The organism is Azospirillum mesophilum (genome assembly GCF_053470405.2).
The window spans coordinates 37419-54127 of the sequence record NZ_JBPXMQ020000015.1; the positions used below are offsets into that span (position 1 = coordinate 37419).

The 16709-nt window shown below is 70.4% G+C and carries 19 protein-coding genes; 9 read left to right on the forward strand and 10 right to left on the reverse strand.

The genetic code is table 11. The annotated features are described in order from the left end of the window. Positions 1-54: 54 nt before the first annotated feature. Positions 55-1263 (forward strand): NnrS family protein, encoded by a 1209-nt coding sequence (locus ACSVC7_RS15995; protein ID WP_448203092.1) that lies wholly within the window; start codon positions 55-57, stop codon positions 1261-1263. Here ACSVC7_RS15995 and ACSVC7_RS16000 read toward each other — a convergent pair. Beyond that, a complete protein-coding gene (locus ACSVC7_RS16000; protein ID WP_448203093.1) occupies positions 1215-1967 on the reverse strand; it encodes an HAD family hydrolase in 753 nt (250 codons plus the stop codon). The two genes, ACSVC7_RS15995 and ACSVC7_RS16000, sit on opposite strands and share 49 nt — an antisense overlap. Before the next feature lie 160 nt (positions 1968-2127). On the opposite strand from ACSVC7_RS16000, the gene ACSVC7_RS16005 reads away from it, so the two are divergent. After that, the gene (locus ACSVC7_RS16005; protein WP_448203094.1) at positions 2128-2280 is read left to right on the forward strand and encodes a hypothetical protein; all 153 of its coding nucleotides are present in this window, start codon (positions 2128-2130) and stop codon (positions 2278-2280) included. Between the two features lie 105 nt (positions 2281-2385). Next, positions 2386-2748 carry a hypothetical protein gene (locus ACSVC7_RS16010; protein ID WP_448203095.1) on the forward strand — a complete coding sequence of 121 codons (363 nt, stop codon included), beginning with the start codon at positions 2386-2388 and terminating at the stop codon, positions 2746-2748. A 6-nt stretch (positions 2749-2754) separates the two neighbouring features. Here ACSVC7_RS16010 and ACSVC7_RS16015 read toward each other — a convergent pair whose 3' ends face one another. Beyond that, entirely contained in the window at positions 2755-3510 is a 756-nt protein-coding gene (locus ACSVC7_RS16015; RefSeq protein ID WP_448203096.1) for an SDR family oxidoreductase, read from the reverse strand. Between the two features lie 6 nt (positions 3511-3516). Then, complete coding sequence (gene ltnD / locus ACSVC7_RS16020) at positions 3517-4449, reverse strand: L-threonate dehydrogenase (protein WP_448203097.1); 933 nt, start codon at positions 4447-4449, stop codon at positions 3517-3519. A 180-nt stretch (positions 4450-4629) separates the two neighbouring features. Here ltnD and ACSVC7_RS16025 point away from each other — a divergent pair, with 180 nt between their 5' ends. The 3 genes from ACSVC7_RS16025 to ACSVC7_RS16035 all read left to right on the forward strand — a co-directional run bounded on the left by ACSVC7_RS16025 (position 4630) and on the right by ACSVC7_RS16035 (position 6917). Next, positions 4630-4950 carry a cytochrome c oxidase assembly protein gene (locus tag ACSVC7_RS16025; protein WP_448203098.1) on the forward strand — a complete coding sequence of 107 codons (321 nt, stop codon included), beginning with the start codon at positions 4630-4632 and terminating at the stop codon, positions 4948-4950. 96 nt (positions 4951-5046) lie between these two features. Next, positions 5047-6153, forward strand: coding sequence for a PLP-dependent cysteine synthase family protein (locus tag ACSVC7_RS16030; protein WP_448203099.1), 1107 nt, complete (start codon positions 5047-5049; stop codon positions 6151-6153). Between the two features lie 161 nt (positions 6154-6314). Then, entirely contained in the window at positions 6315-6917 is a 603-nt protein-coding gene (locus tag ACSVC7_RS16035; RefSeq protein WP_448203100.1) for a Vps62-related protein, read from the forward strand. Here the strand turns inward: ACSVC7_RS16035 and ACSVC7_RS16040 are convergent. Genes ACSVC7_RS16040 through ACSVC7_RS16050 form a run of 3 tightly spaced genes read right to left on the reverse strand, consistent with a single transcriptional unit; the run spans position 6914 to position 12043 of the window. Continuing rightward, positions 6914-8032: an NnrS family protein gene (locus ACSVC7_RS16040; RefSeq protein ID WP_448203101.1), complete on the reverse strand. Its 1119-nt coding sequence runs from the start codon at positions 8030-8032 to the stop codon at positions 6914-6916. The two genes, ACSVC7_RS16035 and ACSVC7_RS16040, sit on opposite strands and share 4 nt — an antisense overlap. Before the next feature lie 52 nt (positions 8033-8084). Next, entirely contained in the window at positions 8085-9725 is a 1641-nt protein-coding gene (locus tag ACSVC7_RS16045) for an AMP-binding protein (RefSeq protein WP_448203102.1), read from the reverse strand. After that, positions 9722-12043 carry a bifunctional acetate--CoA ligase family protein/GNAT family N-acetyltransferase gene (locus ACSVC7_RS16050; RefSeq protein ID WP_448203103.1) on the reverse strand — a complete coding sequence of 774 codons (2322 nt, stop codon included), beginning with the start codon at positions 12041-12043 and terminating at the stop codon, positions 9722-9724. The genes ACSVC7_RS16045 and ACSVC7_RS16050 overlap by 4 nt, the downstream gene beginning before the upstream one ends. 108 nt (positions 12044-12151) lie before the next feature. On the opposite strand from ACSVC7_RS16050, the gene ACSVC7_RS16055 reads away from it, so the two are divergent. Together ACSVC7_RS16055 and rpe are read left to right on the forward strand one after the other, a co-directional pair. Continuing rightward, positions 12152-12421 carry an acyl carrier protein gene (locus tag ACSVC7_RS16055; protein ID WP_448203104.1) on the forward strand — a complete coding sequence of 90 codons (270 nt, stop codon included), beginning with the start codon at positions 12152-12154 and terminating at the stop codon, positions 12419-12421. Positions 12422-12544: 123 nt separating this feature from the next. Next, positions 12545-13201, forward strand: a complete 657-nt coding sequence (gene rpe, locus ACSVC7_RS16060) for a ribulose-phosphate 3-epimerase (protein ID WP_448203105.1) — start codon at positions 12545-12547, stop codon at positions 13199-13201. A gap of 55 nt (positions 13202-13256) precedes the next feature. Here rpe and ACSVC7_RS16065 read toward each other — a convergent pair whose 3' ends face one another. Next, positions 13257-13883, reverse strand: a complete 627-nt coding sequence (locus tag ACSVC7_RS16065; protein ID WP_448203106.1) for a DUF4142 domain-containing protein — start codon at positions 13881-13883, stop codon at positions 13257-13259. A 150-nt stretch (positions 13884-14033) separates the two neighbouring features. Between ACSVC7_RS16065 and ACSVC7_RS16070 the strand changes: the two genes are divergently transcribed. Beyond that, on the forward strand, positions 14034-14291 hold the full coding sequence (locus tag ACSVC7_RS16070; protein WP_448203107.1) for a GlsB/YeaQ/YmgE family stress response membrane protein: 258 nt from the start codon (positions 14034-14036) through the stop codon (positions 14289-14291). A 91-nt stretch (positions 14292-14382) separates the two neighbouring features. Here ACSVC7_RS16070 and ACSVC7_RS16075 read toward each other — a convergent pair whose 3' ends face one another. The 3 genes from ACSVC7_RS16075 to ACSVC7_RS16085 form a co-directional block, all read right to left on the reverse strand. Next, entirely contained in the window at positions 14383-15162 is a 780-nt protein-coding gene (locus tag ACSVC7_RS16075; protein WP_448203108.1) for a PhyR family response regulator anti-anti-sigma factor, read from the reverse strand. Positions 15163-15327: 165 nt separating this feature from the next. Continuing rightward, a complete protein-coding gene (locus ACSVC7_RS16080; RefSeq protein WP_448203109.1) occupies positions 15328-15834 on the reverse strand; it encodes a thermonuclease family protein in 507 nt (168 codons plus the stop codon). 37 nt (positions 15835-15871) lie between these two features. After that, complete coding sequence (locus tag ACSVC7_RS16085) at positions 15872-16567, reverse strand: SOS response-associated peptidase (RefSeq protein ID WP_448203110.1); 696 nt, start codon at positions 16565-16567, stop codon at positions 15872-15874. Between the last annotated feature and the right edge of the window lie 142 nt (positions 16568-16709).

A 16709-nucleotide genomic window follows, 5' to 3' on the forward strand; every position in this document is an offset into this window, starting at 1 on the left:
GTCACGGCGCAGGGTTGGGGCATGATCGATGCCCACCAACGCGCGGGAAACGCCATGTCCAGTTCCGTTGCCGGCCAGACCGAGACCCGGCCGACGCCGCTGATCTTCGCTTACGGCTTCCGGCCCTTCTTCCTGCTGTCCGGGGTCGCGGCCTTTGCCCTGCTGGCGGGGTGGATCGCCGTGCTGGTGACCGGTGTCTGGCCGGACGAGGCCATCCCCGCGAGTTCGTGGCACGCCCACGAAATGCTGTTCGCTTTCGTAAGCGCGGCCGTCGCGGGCTTCCTGCTGACCGCCGTGCCGAGCTGGACCGGGACCAAGGCCCTGTCCGGCTCGCCGCTGGCCGTGCTGGTCGGGCTGTGGCTGGCGGGCCGCGTCGCGGTTCTGCCCTTCACGGGCGTGCCGCTGCCGGTCGCGGCGGCCATCGACCTCGCCTTCTTCCCGGCGCTCGGACTGGCGCTCGCGAAGCCGCTCGTGGCGGCGGGCAAGCTGCGCAACACCGCCTTCCTCGGCCTGCTGGCCCTGATGACCGGCGCCAACCTGCTGTTCCATCTGGAGTGGCTGGGGCTGGCGGAGGACGGCGTCCAGCAGGGCGAGTTGCTGGCGATCGGGGTCGTGCTGATGATGGTGGCGGTGATCGGCGGGCGCATCGTGCCGGCCTTCACCCGCAACGCGCTGCGCGCTCAAGGCATCGACGCTTCGGTGGACTCGCTGCCCTGGCTGGAGCGGGTGGCGCTGGTGTCCACGCTTGCGATGATCGCCGCCGATCTGGCGCTGCCGGACTCCGTGCTGGCCGGCCTGCTCGCCCTCGTCGCGGCGGTGGCGCACGCCGTGCGGCTGTCGCGCTGGCAGCCGATGAAGACGCTGGGCCAGCCGATCCTGTGGGTGCTGCATCTGGGCTACGCCTGGGTGCCGGTCGCGCTGGCCTGCAAGGCCGCGCATCTGCTGGGCGGCGTGCTGGCCGACTCCGCCTGGATCCACGCGCTGACCGCCGGGGCCTTCAGCACGATGATCCTGGCGGTGATGACCCGCGCCACGCTGGGCCACACCGGCCGGCCGCTGGTGGCGGCGCGCCCGACGGTGGCGGCCTACCTGCTGCTGACGGCGGCGGCGGCGCTGCGCGTGCTGGCGCCGGAACTGCCGGGCGACCTCTCCTGGCATGCCCTGGAGGCGGCGGGGGCGGCCTGGATCGCGGCCTTCGCGCTGTATCTCTGGGTCTACGCGCCCATCCTGCTGGCCCCGCGCGCCGACGGGCGCCCCGGCTGACCCTTGCCCATCTGGCCGAGCGTCTTGGGGCTGTGCCGGCCGATGAAGCTTGAGCCGAAGCGGCGCTGCAAGTCCTCCGGATCGCGGTAAATCTCCATGCAGCCGGCGCGGCGGAGATCCTGTTCGGGAAAGCCGCCGCACAGCACCCCCAGCACCGGCAGCCCGGCGCGGACGGCCGCCTTGGCGTCCCACGGGCTGTCGCCGACCACCACCGCCTCCTCCGCCGGCAGGCCGAGTTTGTCCAACGCCGCCTGGAAGATGTCCGGATACGGCTTCGACCGGTCGGCATCGTCGGACGAGGTCTCCACGTCCACCAGATCCTCAATCTCCGCGGCCTGCTTGTAATGCTCCAGCTCGTCCCCATTAGCGGAGGAGGCGAGCGCGATGCGCAGGCCGTCGGCGTGCAGGTGCTGGAACAGCCCGCGCACCCGGCGGAAGCCGCGGACCTTCGGCATGTATTTGCGCGCGAACAGGTCGTGCCGGAAATGGTCCATCTCGTCCTGGATGCGCTCCAGATCCTTGGCCGGCACGAAGACGGGCATGAGCTGGTCGCCGCCCTTGCCGATCTGGACGCGCACCTCGTCGAAATCCGCGTGGTAGCCGAAATGCCGGATCGCCTCGACCCAGGCATGGGCGTGCAGGTCGACCGAGTCGACCAGCGTCCCATCCACGTCGAAGATGACCGCCCTCACGATGTCAGCCATGACCGCCTCCCCACCATCAGCGTTCCCTGCCATTGTTCCTTGCGAACAGGCGGCGCGAAGGCGTGTTCCGGGCGGAGATTTCGCGTGAGATAGAAATTGTCACGGAAACCCCGCCATGGTCCCGCCCGTTTACGCTCCATCACGCCGGAGACGAACGGACATGAGCACCAAACTGAAGAGCTACGCGTCCCGCCTCGCCCGCGCCACCGCCCAGCGTCTGGCGAGCCACCGTCTGACCCGGCGCAAGGACCAGCGCCGCGCGCCGATGGAGTGCCTGGACCTGGAGCTTTTCCAGGTGGACATCCGGATGTGAGCGGCGGGGGGCTCCGCCACTTAGCACCAATGTCCAATTTCGGGCCGGGGGCGCCCAGGCTCAAGCTGAGGGTTGACGCCTCCACCACCCGAAAAGGGACCGTGCATGCTCCGCGCCGCCATCCTGACCGTTTTCTGCACCGCTGCTCTCGCCGGAACCGCCCAGGCCCAGGCCCAGGCTCAGACGCTGAAGTTCTGGAACCTGACCACGGAAACCATCACGGAGCTGAAGCTGGCCGAGCCCGGCACCGGCAAGTGGGGCAAGAACCAGGCGCTGAACGACAAGGACAAGACGGTCGAGGCCGACGAGCGCCTGAAGCTCACCGACGTGAAGCCCGGCACCTGGGACGTCCGGGTGAAGGACAAGAAGGGCCGGACCTGCGTGCTGCGCAACGTCACCCTGTCGGGCACCGACGCCTACGCCTTCTCCATCAGCGAGGACGAAATGGCGAAGTGCCCGAAAAAGTGATGCTCGTCACCGCCCGCCCGACACGTTGAGCAAAGCGCCTGTCACGTAGGACGCCGCGTCCGACAGCAGCCACAGCACGCTTTCCGCCACCTCCTCCGCCGTGCCGGGGCGCCCGACGGGCGGCGTGGCGGCCAGCGTGTCGAGCCGGCTGCCGTGGCCGGGGATCACCTGGATGTCCGTGTCGATCAGGCCGGGGCGCACGCAATTGACACGGATGCCCTCCTTCGCGACCTCGCGGGCGAGGCCGACGGTCAGGCTGTCCACCGCGCCCTTGGCGGCGGCGTAGGTCACGAACTCGTTGGCGGAGCCCAGCACCGCGGCCATGGAGCCGACGTTGACGATGCCCCCGCCCGAACCGCCATGGCGGGTGGACATGCGACGCACCGCCTCCCGCGCGCAGAGGATGGCGCCCAGCACGTCGATGTCCAGGGTCCGGCGGATGCCCTCCGCTGGTGCCTCGTCCAGGCGGCCGTAGGGACCGACGATGCCGGCGTTGTTGACCAGCCCGGCGGTTCGGCCGAAGCGGGCCTCGGCGGCGTCGAAGAGCGCGCGCACGTCCTCCTCCCGCGCCACGTCCCCTTGCACGGCCTGGGCCTGCCCGCCGGCCTCCCGGATCGCGGCCAGGGTGGCCTCCGCCGCCTCCGCGTTGCCGAGGTATGAGAAGGTGACGGCGTAGCCGCGCTGCGCCGCCATGCGGGCGACGGCGGCGCCGATGCCCCGGCCACCGCCGGTGACGATGAGAGACTTGATGTTTTCGGTCATGGTGGCTCAGCCCTCCCGCGACGTGTCGGCCTTGGGCAGCGTGATGCCGGCCAGCCGTTCGAAGATCTTGATGACGGCGGAATCATCCTCCTGCCCCAGCCCGGCCGACGCCGCCATAGTGAACATCTGCAAGGCCGTCGCCGCCAGCGGCGTCGGGAAGGTCATGCGCCGGGCGGAGTCAACCACGATGCCCAGGTCCTTCACGGCGATGTCCACCGCGCTGTGCGGGCTGTAGTCGCCGGCGAGGATGTGCGGCACGCGGTTCTCGAACATCCAGCTGTTGCCGGCGCTGGAGGTGATGACGTCGTGGATGCGCTGCGGATCGACCCCGGCCCGCATGCCGTAGGCCATCGCCTCCGCCGCTGCGGCGACGTGCACGCCGGCCAGCAGCTGGGCGATGGTCTTGACCACGGAGCCCTGGCCATGCTCCGTCCCCACCCGGTGCAGCGTGCCGGAGGCGGCGGCGAGCAGATCCTCCGCCCGCGCGAAGGCCTCCTCGGGACCGGAGGCCATGATGGTCATGCGCCCCTCGCCTGCCCGCACCGGGCCGCCGCTGACCGGCGCGTCCAGCATCAGCAGGCCAAGCTCCGCGAGCCGCCGCCCGGCATCCTCCGCGAAGGCGGCCGGGACCGTGGCGGACTGCACCACGCAGCCTCCCTTCGGCAGCGTTGCGGCGATGCCGTCCGGGCCGAACAGCACCTCCTCCACCTGCTCCGCCGTCGCGACCAGCACGATCACGCGGTCCACCCGGCGGCCGAGTTCGGCGGGGGAGCCCACCGCCTCCCCGCCCTGGGTGACGAGGCTCATGCACTTGGCAGGCTCGGCGTCGCAGCCGATCACGCGGAAGCCCCCGCGCAGCAGCGACATCGCCACGCCCATGCCCATGGAACCGAGCCCGATGACACCCGCGACGCGGGCCTGAGTAAGGTCTTCGCTCATGGTCCTCCCGACGGGCGCGCGGCGCGCGCCGTTCTGATCCATGCCGTCTTCGGCGGCGTTGGCCCGAAGTGTCGGCGGTGGAGCGGGGGTGCGTCAAGCCATGGGCGGAGACCATGGGGAGAGGGTGGCGGAACCGTGCAACGGACCCGCCGTTAAGCGCCCAAAGGTCCGGAGACACCGATGCGCCTCGCCGCCCTTCTCGCCCTCGGCTTGCTGCTGCCCGCACCGGTTTTCGCCCATGGAACCGCCGGGGGCGTCGGCTGGAGCATCGACCTGTGGTCGGCGGTGCCGCTGGCGCTGTCCGCCGGGCTGTATCTGGTCGGGTTCCGGCGCTGGCGGCGCCGGCGGGCGGTGTTGTTCTGGATGGGCTGGGCGGTGGTGGCGCTGGAGGACCAGCAGCTGGCGGGGCTCATCATGTGGGTGCCGGGCGCCCTGGTCTGTGTGGGCGTGGCACTGGCCCTGGTCGCCCGCTGGCTGCGGCAGGCGGGGGCGAGGGCATAAAGCGAAAGCAGAGCGAAAAAGCCCATACCTTTTTCACAGATGATTTTTGTCGAAAAGCCGGTTATTCGAGTGCCTATCATCGCTGGACAGGGCACCATGACACAGGCTACCCCCACCGCCCGCAGTTGGCTGAACGAAGCGCTGCACCGCATTGAGGCGGACTTCAACCGGTCGGCCGACACGCACCTGCTGCGGCTGCCGATCCCGTCCGCGCCGGGCGTCACGCTGTATTTCAAGGACGAGTCCACCCACCCCACCGGCAGCCTGAAGCACCGGCTGGCGCGCTCGCTGTTCCTCTACGCGCTGTGCAACGGTTGGGTGCGCGAGGGGACGACGGTGATCGAGGCGTCGTCCGGCTCCACCGCCGTGTCGGAGGCCTATTTCGCCCAGCTTCTCGACCTGCCCTTCGTCGCCGTGGTGCCGCGCGGCACGTCGCCGGCCAAGATCGCGCAGATCGAGTTCTACGGCGGCCGCTGTCACATGGTGGAGCGCGCGTCGGAGGTCTGCGCGGAGGCGCAACGGCTGGCCGAAGCCTGCGGCGGCCACTTCATGGACCAGTTCACCTACGCCGAGCGGGCCACCGACTGGCGCGGCAACAACAACATCGCCCAGTCCATCTTCGAGCAGATGGCGCAGGAGCCCCACCCCGTTCCGGACTGGATCGTCTGCGCGGCGGGCACCGGCGGCACGTCCGCCACCATGGGGCGCTTCGTGCGCTACCGGCGGATGGCGACGCGCGTCTGCGTGCCGGACCCGGAGCATTCCGCCTTCTTCGACGGCTTCCAGCGCCGCGACCCCAAGGCCACCGTGGACCGCGGCTCGCGCATCGAGGGCATCGGCCGCCCGCGCGTCGAGCCCTCCTTCCAGCCCGGCGTGATCGACCGCATGATCAAGGTGCCCGACGCGGCCAGCGTCGCCGCCGTCTGGGTGCTGCGCGAACGGCTGGGGCGGTCCTGCGGCGGCTCCACGGGCACCAACCTCGTCGGCGCGCTCCAACTGATCGCCGAGATGGTGCGCGAGGGACGCCAGGGCAGCGTCGTGACGCTGATCTGCGATCCGGGCGAACGCTACGCCGGGACCTATTTCGACCGGGGCTGGCTGGAGTCCAACGGCATCGACATCGCCCCGTGGATGGAGCGGATCGAGGCCTTCTTCCGCAGCGGGAACTGGGACGGGAACGATCTGGCGTCGGTCGAACGCTGAGCAGCGTTTCCGCGAATTTTTCGGTTATGGGCGCCATCGACGCGGGGCTGACGAAATGCACTTTCTTTGTTTTGTAAGAGTGATATTCTGGAATAACCATTTTTACGTGTGGAAAGATTCCAATGATTCGAACCTGGCGCGAACCGAGGCGAAAAGACTGCATGCTGGAGGGCATGCTGATCTCGGTCGGTTGGACCAGCACGGACAAGGGAAGCGGCGCCAAGATGGACCTGAGCGTCTACCGGACCGTGGTGCCTCCGGGTTGGTTCTGGATGGGCATGCTGGCCGTGAAGGGACACCGCAGCGAAAAGGAGAGGTCCAAGGAACTGGTCGTCCGCCCTCACCCCAATTGGCACGGTCCGGCACCGCTGGTGGAATGCAAGACGTTCCAGCGCGTCTGGGACGTCGACAAGATTAGCAACTCCTTCTTCCAGCTCTACCGGGCGGTGCCTCCCAACGGCTACATGGCTGTCGGCGATATGTTCGATAAAAGCACCGGCGAAACCAAGCCGGGGTGGTATGTTCAGCAGTACGCATGCTTCCACCCCGACTGCCTCGAAACCGTGGAGTTGGGCGGGGAAATCTGGAACGATCGCGGCTCCAACTCGACCGATGACGGCAGCATGTGGGAAATTCCAGGCGCCTCCCCCGATGGCGAATGGCGACGGTTCCGCGCCACCGCCGGCTACGGCAAGCCGGGCGGCCCCGCCTACCGGCTGAAGATGTCGCAGGTCGAGATTATTGAGAATCGTACTGACGGCTAAACCCACAGCCGCTTCGGCACGCGAAGCAGCACGTAGAGCACCAGCAGATGCGCCGCCGACCAGGCGGCGGCCGCGGCGGGCATCAGCCATTCCGGCGCGGTGCTCGCCGCCGCGACGCGCAGGGCGGCGGCAAGGCTGACCAGCGCCACGCCGACGGTGGCCGGGCGGGAAAAGGCGGGCGGAAGCGCTTCCCGCTGCAAGGTCGCGCGCACCATCATGGAGGCCGCCAGCGTGCCGAGCGCCCCCGCCCCCATCACATGCCAGCCGGCCCCGCCGGACAGCGGGTCCAGCCGCTCGATCCCCAGGAACAGCCAGCCGAGCCCGAGCCAGCCGTAGCCGAGATGCAGGCTCCACAGGTCCGGGCGCTTCAGCACGGCGTCGGTACGCCAGCGCGCCAGCCGCGCCCAGGCGGTCAGCCCGGCCACGGCGGCGCCCGCCGCCCCGATCCAGGCGAGCGGCCCGGACACGGCCCCCGCCGCGACGGTCAGCGCGGCCAGGACGGCCCCGGCGACGCCGGCCCATTCCAGGCGGGGCTGCACGCGCTCGACCGGCGCGCCGCCTTGGCCGCGCACCTCCTGGACGGTGGCGGACGGGATGATCCGTCCGCCCATCACCAGCATCAGGGTGCCGACGAGGTGCAGCGCCAGCAGCGCCCCCGCCCGCCCGCCGTCCCCGCCCCACCAGGACAGCGCCTCGGCCAGCGCGAAGGCGCCGATCACCGGGCCGAACAGGATGTTGTGGCTGCTCTTGGAGGCGCGGATGAAGGGCACGCCGGCCAGCACGAACAGCGCCACCGGGTAGGCCAGGGCCACCGGCGCCGCGACGGCCAGCGGGAAGCCCCCCAGCACCGCGACCCGCCCCGCCAGCCACGCCGCGAAGGCGAGATTCAGCGCCATCCTCGACGGCCGCGTCAGCAGGAATCCGCCGACCACCGCCAGCGCGTAGCCCAGCAGCATTTCGTGCGCGTGCAGCGCCGGCGTCCAGCCGAGGCCAAGCCAGCCGAAATAACCCGCCACCCACAGGGGCACGCTGAGGGCGGCGTAGAGCGCGGCGGCGGGAAAGAACAGGCGGTGCCCGTAAGGACGGCGGGGCGTCGGGGGAACGAAGAAGGCCATGCGGAGCTCGCGTCGCCGGGAACTGCCCCACCTTAACCCGGAACGGCGCGGCTTATCTCCCGCCATTCTCTAAGGTTGAAAGATCGCCTTCCGGCAACCCAAGCTCGCGGGCCTTCAGCAGCCGGCGCAGAATCTTGCCGCTGCGGGTGTGCGGAAACCGGTCGGCAACGGCGATCTCGCGCGGCGCCAGAGCCGGGCCGAGGCGGCGGCGCGCGTAGGCGATCAGGTCGCGGGACAGGGCTTCGCCCTCCGAAAAGCCGGGCTTCAGCGCAACGAAGGCCTTCACCACCTCCCCCGCCGTCGGGTCGGGCTTGCCGATCACCGCCGCTTCGGCGACGGCGGGGTGTTCCAGAAGGACGCTCTCCACCTCGAACGGCCCGACGAGGTGGCCGGAGGTCTTGATGATGTCGTCCACCCGCCCGACGAAGGTGAAGCGCCCGTCCGGATCGCGCCGGGCAAGGTCGCCGCTGCGGCACCAGACGCCATCAGGATCATGGGCGAAGGCGGCGCGCGTGTGCGCCTCGTCGTTCAGATAGCCCTGGAACAGCGACGGCCAGGGCGGGCGCAGCACCAACTCGCCGGCCGCGCCGGGCTCCGCCCTCACATCGGCTTCGATGCCCGGAACGGGAAAGCCCAGCGTTCCCGGCACCACCGGCTGACCCGGCAGGGTGGCGAGCATGATCGCCCCCGTCTCCGTCTGCCACCAAGTGTCGTGGACGGGATGGCCGAAGGCCCGCTGTCCCCATGTGACGGCCTCGGCGTCCAGCGGCTCCCCCACGCTGGCGATGTGGCGCAGGCTGGACAGGTCGTAGCGCCGCACAAGGTCCGTGCCGGCGCGCATCAACAGGCGGATCGCGGTCGGTGTGGTGTACCAGACGGCCACGCGCTCCCGCTCCAGCAGCGCGCACCAGCGCGCGGGGTCGAAGTCGCCCTCGTCCGCGACCACCGTTGCCCCGACGGCCAGCGGCGCCAGGATGCCGTAGACCGTGCCGGTCACCCAGCCCGGATCGGCCGTGCACCAGAAGACGTCACCGGGGCGCAGGCCCAGCGCGTCGCGCGCGGTGGCGTGCTGAGCGACGATGGCGCCGTGCCCGTGCAGCGCCCCCTTCGGCGCGCCGGTCGTGCCGCTGGTGAAATGCAGCAGCGCCGGATCGTCCGGCACGGTGGGCGCGCAGGTAAACGGCTCCAGGGCGGACAGGCGCGCGTCCCAGCCCTCGTCCACCATCACCACGTCGCAGGGCTGCGGCAGGTCCGCCGGGGCCTTGCGCGCCCACAGCGCCGGCGTGGTCACCACCACCCGCGCCTTGGCCAGCGCCAGACGCAGCCGCACCGGCTCCGGCCCGAAGGCGGCGAACAGCGGGGCATAGAGGCAGCCGGCCTTCAGCGCGCCGAGCGCCGCCACATACAGCGCGGGCAGGCGCGGCAGCAGAGTCGCCACCACCTCCCCCCGCCGCACGCCCATCCCGCGCAGCAGCGCCGCGAAGCGCCCGCTGGCGTCGGACAGCTCGGCGTAGGTCAGCGTCGTCGTGGCGCCGTCGCGCCCGGCCCAGCGCAGCGCCGGGCGGTCCCCCCGCCCCGCTGCGACATGCCGGTCCACCGCCACCCAGGCCATGTTGATCCCGCCCCAGGGCGCGGCCAGCGCCGCCGCCTCGGCGGCCCAATAGGCGGCCCGATCGCCTGTAGGGCCGCTCATAGCGTCAGCACCACATGGGTGACGCCGGGGTCGTCCCTGGAGCTGTGGCGCTTGAAGCCAAAAGCTTCGCACAGGCGCAGCATGGCGCGGTTTTCGTGCAGCACCTCGCCGAAGATCTCCGTCAGGCCGGCGGTGCGGGCGTGGTCGATGATGCGGCGCATCAGCACGGGGCCGAGCCCCAGCCCCGCCATGTCGTGCGCCAGCATGATGGCGAACTCCGCCCGCTCCCCGTCGGCGGCGCGGGCGAGATGCACCACCCCATGCACCGCCGCCACGCCCGCCCGGCCGGGGTCGGTCACGGCGAGCCCCATTTCCCGGTCGTAGTCGAGCTGCGTCATGCGGGCGGCGATACCGTGGCTCAGTTCCTGCTTCTGCGTGAAGAAGCGCAGGCGGATTTCGGCGGAGGTCAGGCGCTTGAACAGGGCCTTCAGCGCCGGCTCGTCCTCCGGCACCAGGGGGCGGATCAGCAGCGTCCGGCCGTCCGCCAGTGGCAGCGGCCGTTCCAAATGCTTCGGGTAGGGCCGGATCGTGAAGGGCGTGCGCGGCCGCCCACCCTCGATCAGGCGGGCCGAGGCACCGCCGATGCTCAGCCCGGCGGCGCTCAGCCGCACGGGGGCCAGGGTCAGATGCGCCAGCTCCTCCACGTCGGCGGCGAGCTGCGCAATTTTCAGCAGAGTCAGGGCGGAGGCGTCCAAACTGGCGCCGTCCAGCCCCTCCTCCTGCGCCAACTGCACGGCGGGAACCCGCAACAGCGCCTCGCGGGCGAGCGTCATGGTCAGGGGCGGCAAGGCCATCGTGCTCTCGCCGGGCAGGCGCGCGGCGAGGTGCCCGACCGTCAGCACCGGCCCGAACCGTGTGTCCTCGCGCAGGCTGACGGCGAGGTCGTGGCCGGCCACGCTCGCCACATCCCCAACCGGCAGGCCGTAGGCGGCGAGCAGGGCGACCGTCTCCGGGGCGCTGAGCGCGGTGCGCCCAGCGGCCACCACGCCGTCGATCACCCGCCGGGCCTCGGTCACGTCCGGCGTGAAGTCCTCCGGCACCGAGGGCGGGGTTTCGGTCAGAAGCGCCTGATTGCGGCGGAAGGCCAGGGCATGGCGGAAGGCGCGCACCGCCCGGTCGGGCGTGTCGAAAACGGGGACGTGGTGGCGCGCCAGCTCGGCGGTGGCGTGGTCGGCGTCGCGCTCGCCCAGCCAGCTCGTCAGGACCGGCGTGCGGCTGGTGGCGTCGAGGCTCGCGGCAATGGTGCGTGCCACCTCGCCCGCCGGGACGAGCGCGGTCGGTGCGTGCAGAAGCAGCACCGCGTCCACCGCCGGATCGGCGCGCAGGCGCGACAGCGCGGCGGCGTAGGCGACGCCCTCCGCCTCCTCCCCGAGGTCGAGCGGGTTGGACAGCCCCGCCGGGGCGGCAAGGCGGCCCAACCCATCCGCAATCCCATCGGAAACGGCGTCGGCGGCGAGCTGCCCCACCCCGCGCCCGTTGGCGACGATGGCCAGCCGGTCGCCGCGGATCGGGTGGGACACGCCCAGCACCTCCAGCGCGTCGAACAGATCCTCCAGCGCCGACACGCGCAGCAGGCCGGCGCGACGAATGGCCGCGTCGAAAACGCCGTCGCCGCCGTCGGCCCGGCCGGTGCGGAGCAGGATCACCGGCTTCATCCGGGCCGCCGCCCGCGCCGCCGAGACGAATCGGCGCGCCTCCCCCACTTGGTCCAGCACCAGCAGGATGGCGTGGCAGTCGACCTGCGCGGCAAGATAGTCCAGCAGGTCGGCCGCCTCGACGTCCACCGCGTCGCCCAGCACCGCGACGTGGGAAAAGCCGGTTCCGCGCCGTTGCGCCCAGTCGATGACCGCGCCGGCCAGCGTGCCGGACTGCGTCACCAGCGCCACACGCCCGCTCGGCGGCGGACGGTGGAAGGCGCCGGCGCAGAAGCGCTTGCCGGGCATCGCCACGCCCAGGCTGGCCGGCCCCAGCAGGCGCAGGCCGTGGGCGCGCGCCGCCTCCTTCAAGGCCCTGCGCAGGTCCGGCCCGTCGCCGTGCGCGCCCAGCAGCAGCGCGGCCTTCGCCCCGCCCTGCCCGGCCTGCGCGACCAGCGCGGGCAACCGCTCCGCCGATGCGGCGATGACCACCAGTTCCGGAACGGAGGCGAGCGTCGGCAGGGCCGCCGCCTCCACCCGCTGCACCACCCCGCCGTAGCCGGCGGCGAGGTTGCGCGCGGCGACGCGGGCCAGCGGCGGGTCGCCGTCCGCCACCACGGCGACGCCCTTCGGACGGAACAGGGCCTCCAACTCGCGAACCGGCATGCGACGTTCCTCCGCCATGGCTCTCGCTTTTCTTGCGTTTTCGTCATGGCTTGGTCAGGTTTCCCGTCTGCATGATGCCTTGCGCACGCCGCCGGAGGAAGCGGCGGCGCGAATGGAGGAAAGACCATGGCCCGGATCGGAGGAGACCGGATCGAGGGCGACCGGATCGAGCGGGCGGTGTTGGACGCCCTGTCCGGCGTGGCGCCCGACGCCGACCTCTCGGCGCTGGTTCCCGACCGCCCGTTCCGCGACCAGTTCGACTTCGATTCCGTGGACTTCCTGAACTTCGTCCTGAAGCTGGAAAACGCGCTGGGCATCCGCGTGCCGGAGCTGGACTACCCGCAACTGATCTCGCTGGACGGCTGCCGCGCCTATCTGGGCAAGGCGCCGGCATGACCCGCCTGCGCTCTCAGCCGGAACGCTGAGAATCCGCAAGCCCGCACCGGACAAGGGGTTGGGGGCACGGGGCGAGCCGTGTTATGGGAAGGCGCCTTTCCGCATGCCCAAAGGACTATGCCCATGCGCCCGGTCAAGATCGCCCCGTCCATCCTCTCCGCCGATTTCGCCCGGCTGGGCGAGGAAGTGCGCGCCGTCGATGCGGCGGGCGCCGACTACATCCACATCGACGTGATGGACGGCCATTTCGTGCCGAACATCACCATCGGCCCGGCGGTCGTGAAGGCGCTGCGCCCGCACACGGCGAAGACCTTCGACGTGCACCTGATGATCTCCCCCGTGGACCCCTACATCGCGGCCTTCGCCGAGGCCGGGGCCGACATCATCACCGTCCATCCGGAAGCCGGCCCGCACGTCCACCGCACGATCCAGCTCATCAAGTCGCTGGGCAAGAAGGCCGGCCTGTCGCTGAACCCGGCCACCCCGCTGGAGGCCGTGGATTACCTGCTTGAGGATCTGGACCTCGTGCTTGTGATGACGGTGAACCCCGGCTTCGGCGGGCAGAGCTTCATCAACGGCCAGCTTCCGAAGATCCGCGAACTGCGCCGGCGCATCGACGCGCTGGGCAAGCCCATCGACCTCCAGGTCGACGGCGGCATCAACGGCGAGACCGCCCGCATCGCCATCGAGGCCGGCGCGGACGTGCTGGTCGCCGGCACCGCCACCTTCACCGGCGGCCCGGAGCGCTACGCCGAGAACATCCGCATGCTGCGCTGGTAACCGCTTATCCCTGCCCCCCTCTCCCCTCACGGAGGAGAGGGGGCCGAGAGGCCCCTTACTGCTGTGCGGTCGGCACGCCGGAGCCGGCGAGCGCCTGGGCCTGCTGAAGGTGCTGCTGCAGCATCGGCAGCGCCTGCGCCGCGAATTCCCGGAAGGGCTGCATGCCCGGATCGGTGGAGGTGCGCGCCGCCTCGTACTGGCGGATGGTCTCCTGATGCGCCAGGACCTGGTTGACCAGATATTGCCGGTCGAAATCGCGCCCCGACAGGCCCTGCATCTGCGTCATCATCTGCTGCTGGTGGCCGGTCAGGACCGGTTCCGGCGTGATGCCGTTCGCGCGCGACAGCGCCATCAGCTGCTGGTTCCCCAGCGTGTGGTCCTGGACCATCTTGTTGGCGAAACCACGCACGCCCTCGACGCTGGAGCGGTCCATCGCCAGTCGGCTGGACTCGACCTCGAAAATGCCGCCGGAGGCGGCCTGCTGCGCGAATCCGGCTGCGGTCGACGTCTCACCCAAAGTCGTCACCTTGCCCCCCAGCGAGGAGGAGGTGTCGCCGATCCCCTTGGCGGCGCCGGCCGGTGCGGTGGTGGTGGCAGTCTGCGCCAGGGCGGCGCCGCCGATTGCGGAAACCGACAGCGCCACGACGGCGGCGGCCACGGCCTTGGCGTGGTTGCGTTTCATTCCTGCTCTCCCTTGATTCGGGCCCCGAAGGGCGCCGGGACAACATGGGGTCATCCGCAAAGGTTCCCCCTTCCGGGCAGAACCATTCGCCGCCACGCGCGTTATGGGTCAGTGGGAAGAGGGTCCCGCAACAGCAGGGAGAGATTGGTTATGGGTATCCTTTGGACGATCATCATCGGCTTCCTTGCCGGCATCATCGCCAAGTTCCTGATGCCGGGCCGCGATCCGGGCGGCTTCATCATCACGACGCTGCTTGGCATTGCCGGTGCCTTCGTCGCGACCTACCTGGGCGAGGCGGTCGGCTGGTACCGGGCCGGCGAGGGGGCTGGCTTCATCGGCGCCATCGTGGGCGCCATCATCATCCTTGCCATCTACCGCATGGTGGTCGGCCGGCGCACGACGGTCTGACCCCTCCCATCCTGGCAGCAGAAACAAAAAGGGCGGCCAAAAGGCCGCCCTCTCTTTTATTTGGGGCAAATTTGTCCGGGGCGAACGCCCGTCAGGCCAGCGCGACCGGCGTCGGCATGAACACGGCGCGCGAAATGGCGTCGCGGATCGCGTCGTTGGTGAAGGGCTTGCGCACGATCTGGCCGAGGTGGCGGGCGTCCGCCTCTTCAAGATCGCCGTCGTAGGCGGTGACGAAGATGGTCCGCATGGCGCGCTTCTGGCGCAGCCGCCGGGCGACCTCCACCCCGCTGCCGCCGTCGGCCAGCCGCACGTCGAGCAGGGCCAGCGTCGGCTTCTCGGCCTCAAGCAGTTCCAGCGCGTCGCGCTCGTTGCCGGCGGTGCCGCAGACGACATGGCCCATGTCGGTGACCAGTTCGCCGATCTCCATGGCGAGGACCGGGTTGTCCTCCACCACCAGCACCCGCTGGGTCAGGGCGCTGCGCACCTTGTCGCGCGCGACGGTCAGCCGTTCCGCGGCGTCCGCCGCCGAAATCTCCAGGACCTGGGCCGCTTCCGGCACCGACAGCCCTTCCAGGGTGATCAGCAGATACATGCGCCGCTCGCCTTCCGGCAAGGTGGCGAGCGCGCGTTCGATGGGATGGGGCGACGGCGCCGGGCGCCCTTCCCCCTCGTCGTCGAACAGCAGATTCAGGAGCGCGTAGAGCGGAATCCGCGCCCCTTTTTCAAGCCCGAACCGCGACGGCGCCATCACCGCGACCTCCACGCAGCGCGTCACCAGATCGTCGCCGGCGTCGGTCGATCCGGTCAGCGCGCGTGCGTAGCGGCGCAGGTAGGGCAGATGATCGTACAGTTGGCGTGCGTAGACTCGCATGACCCGTTCTTCCGCGCCGTGTGGTGGACCCGGCCGGGACCCGGCGCCCCACGCGCCGGCCGACCTGTTTGCTTAATCAACCGTTAACACACTGAAACACTATCATGCCCCCAGGCGGGGACGAACCGAAAAAAAGCCGAGGCTCCCTTCCCCTCTCGGTAGAGGTCAGCGAGCCCGCTCGCGCTGCTGGCGTGACCGCCATTGCCACGGCTTTTCCACCTTGCCCGCCCACAGGCCGAGCCGCTTGCTCTGCGCATAGTCCTCGCTGCGGGCGTAGGTGGGGGACAGGCTGCTGTAGGAGAAGGCCCAGCCGCGCGCGACCATCGCGGCCCCCAGATCGACGCCGCGCACACGGCATTCGCCCATCTTCAGACCGGTGCGATCCTTGTCGGCGATGGTGCACGTGATCTCCTCGTCCTTGACCAGACTGGCCAGCACCGCCGTGGCGATGCGGAAGCAGTCCAGCTCGTGGCCGTACCGGTTCCGGCATTTCTGCCCCGGATCGGGGGCGTCGATGCCCATCAGCCGGACGGGGGTGCCGTTGACGGTCAGCAGATCGCCTTCAACGGCGGCGCCTTTGCCTTTTAACGTTTCGTTGGGCGTGCTGGCGACCTTTCCTTTGGTCTTGCCACCCTGGGCATAAGCCGTTCCGGTTGTGAGGGTGACCAGCACCACCACCGAGAACCAGAAGGCTCTAATATACGGGCCTTCAGAACAGGGACGGGGTGGCATCGAGCGGGGCCGCGCAGTCTTCGTCGTCGTTGCGCACATTGTTGACCCGCGGGCCGACGGCGTAGGCCTCCAGCAGGTCGTCGGGCGCCGGCTTCAGCAGCCCTTCCAGCACGGGGGCCGGAGCCGCAGGGTCAAGCCAGAGGTCCCAGTCGGCTTCGTCCAGGATCACCGGCATGCGGTCGTGCAGCGGCTTCAGCACCGCGTTGGCCGTGGTGGTGACGATGGTCAGCGTCTCCAGCGGCGCGTCGGGGGCCGGGCCGCCCTTCGGTCCATTCCACCGCTCCCACAGGCCGGCGAAGGCGAAGGGCGCGCGGTCGCGGCGGCGGATGGCGTAGCCCTGCTTGCGCTTGCCCTCCGCCTTCCACTCGTAGAAGCCGTCGGTCGGCACGAGGCAGCGCCGCTTGCGGAACGCCTCGCGGAAGGAGGGCTTTTCCGCCACCGATTCGCCCCGCGCGTTGATCAGCCGCGCCCCGATGGACGGGTCGTCCGCCCAGAAGGGCACCAGCCCCCAGCGCAGCAGCACCAGATGCCGCCCGTCCTCCTCCCGCTTCACGGCGGGGAGGTCCTGCGTCGGGGCGACGTTCCAGCGCGGCTTCAGGTTCGGGCGCTCCGGAAAGCCGAAGACCTTCTGGATTTCCGCCACCGGCGTGGTGAGAAGCATGCGTCCGCACATGGCCCGCGACGTCCCCAAAAAGGTCGAGACAACAGCCTTGCAAACATAAGGAAACCCCGCCCCGCCTTCCAGCATGGCGGCGCCTGCGGAAGACCTATGCCCAGCGGCAAGAAGCCTCTTTCCAAAATAAAGGTATAAGTCC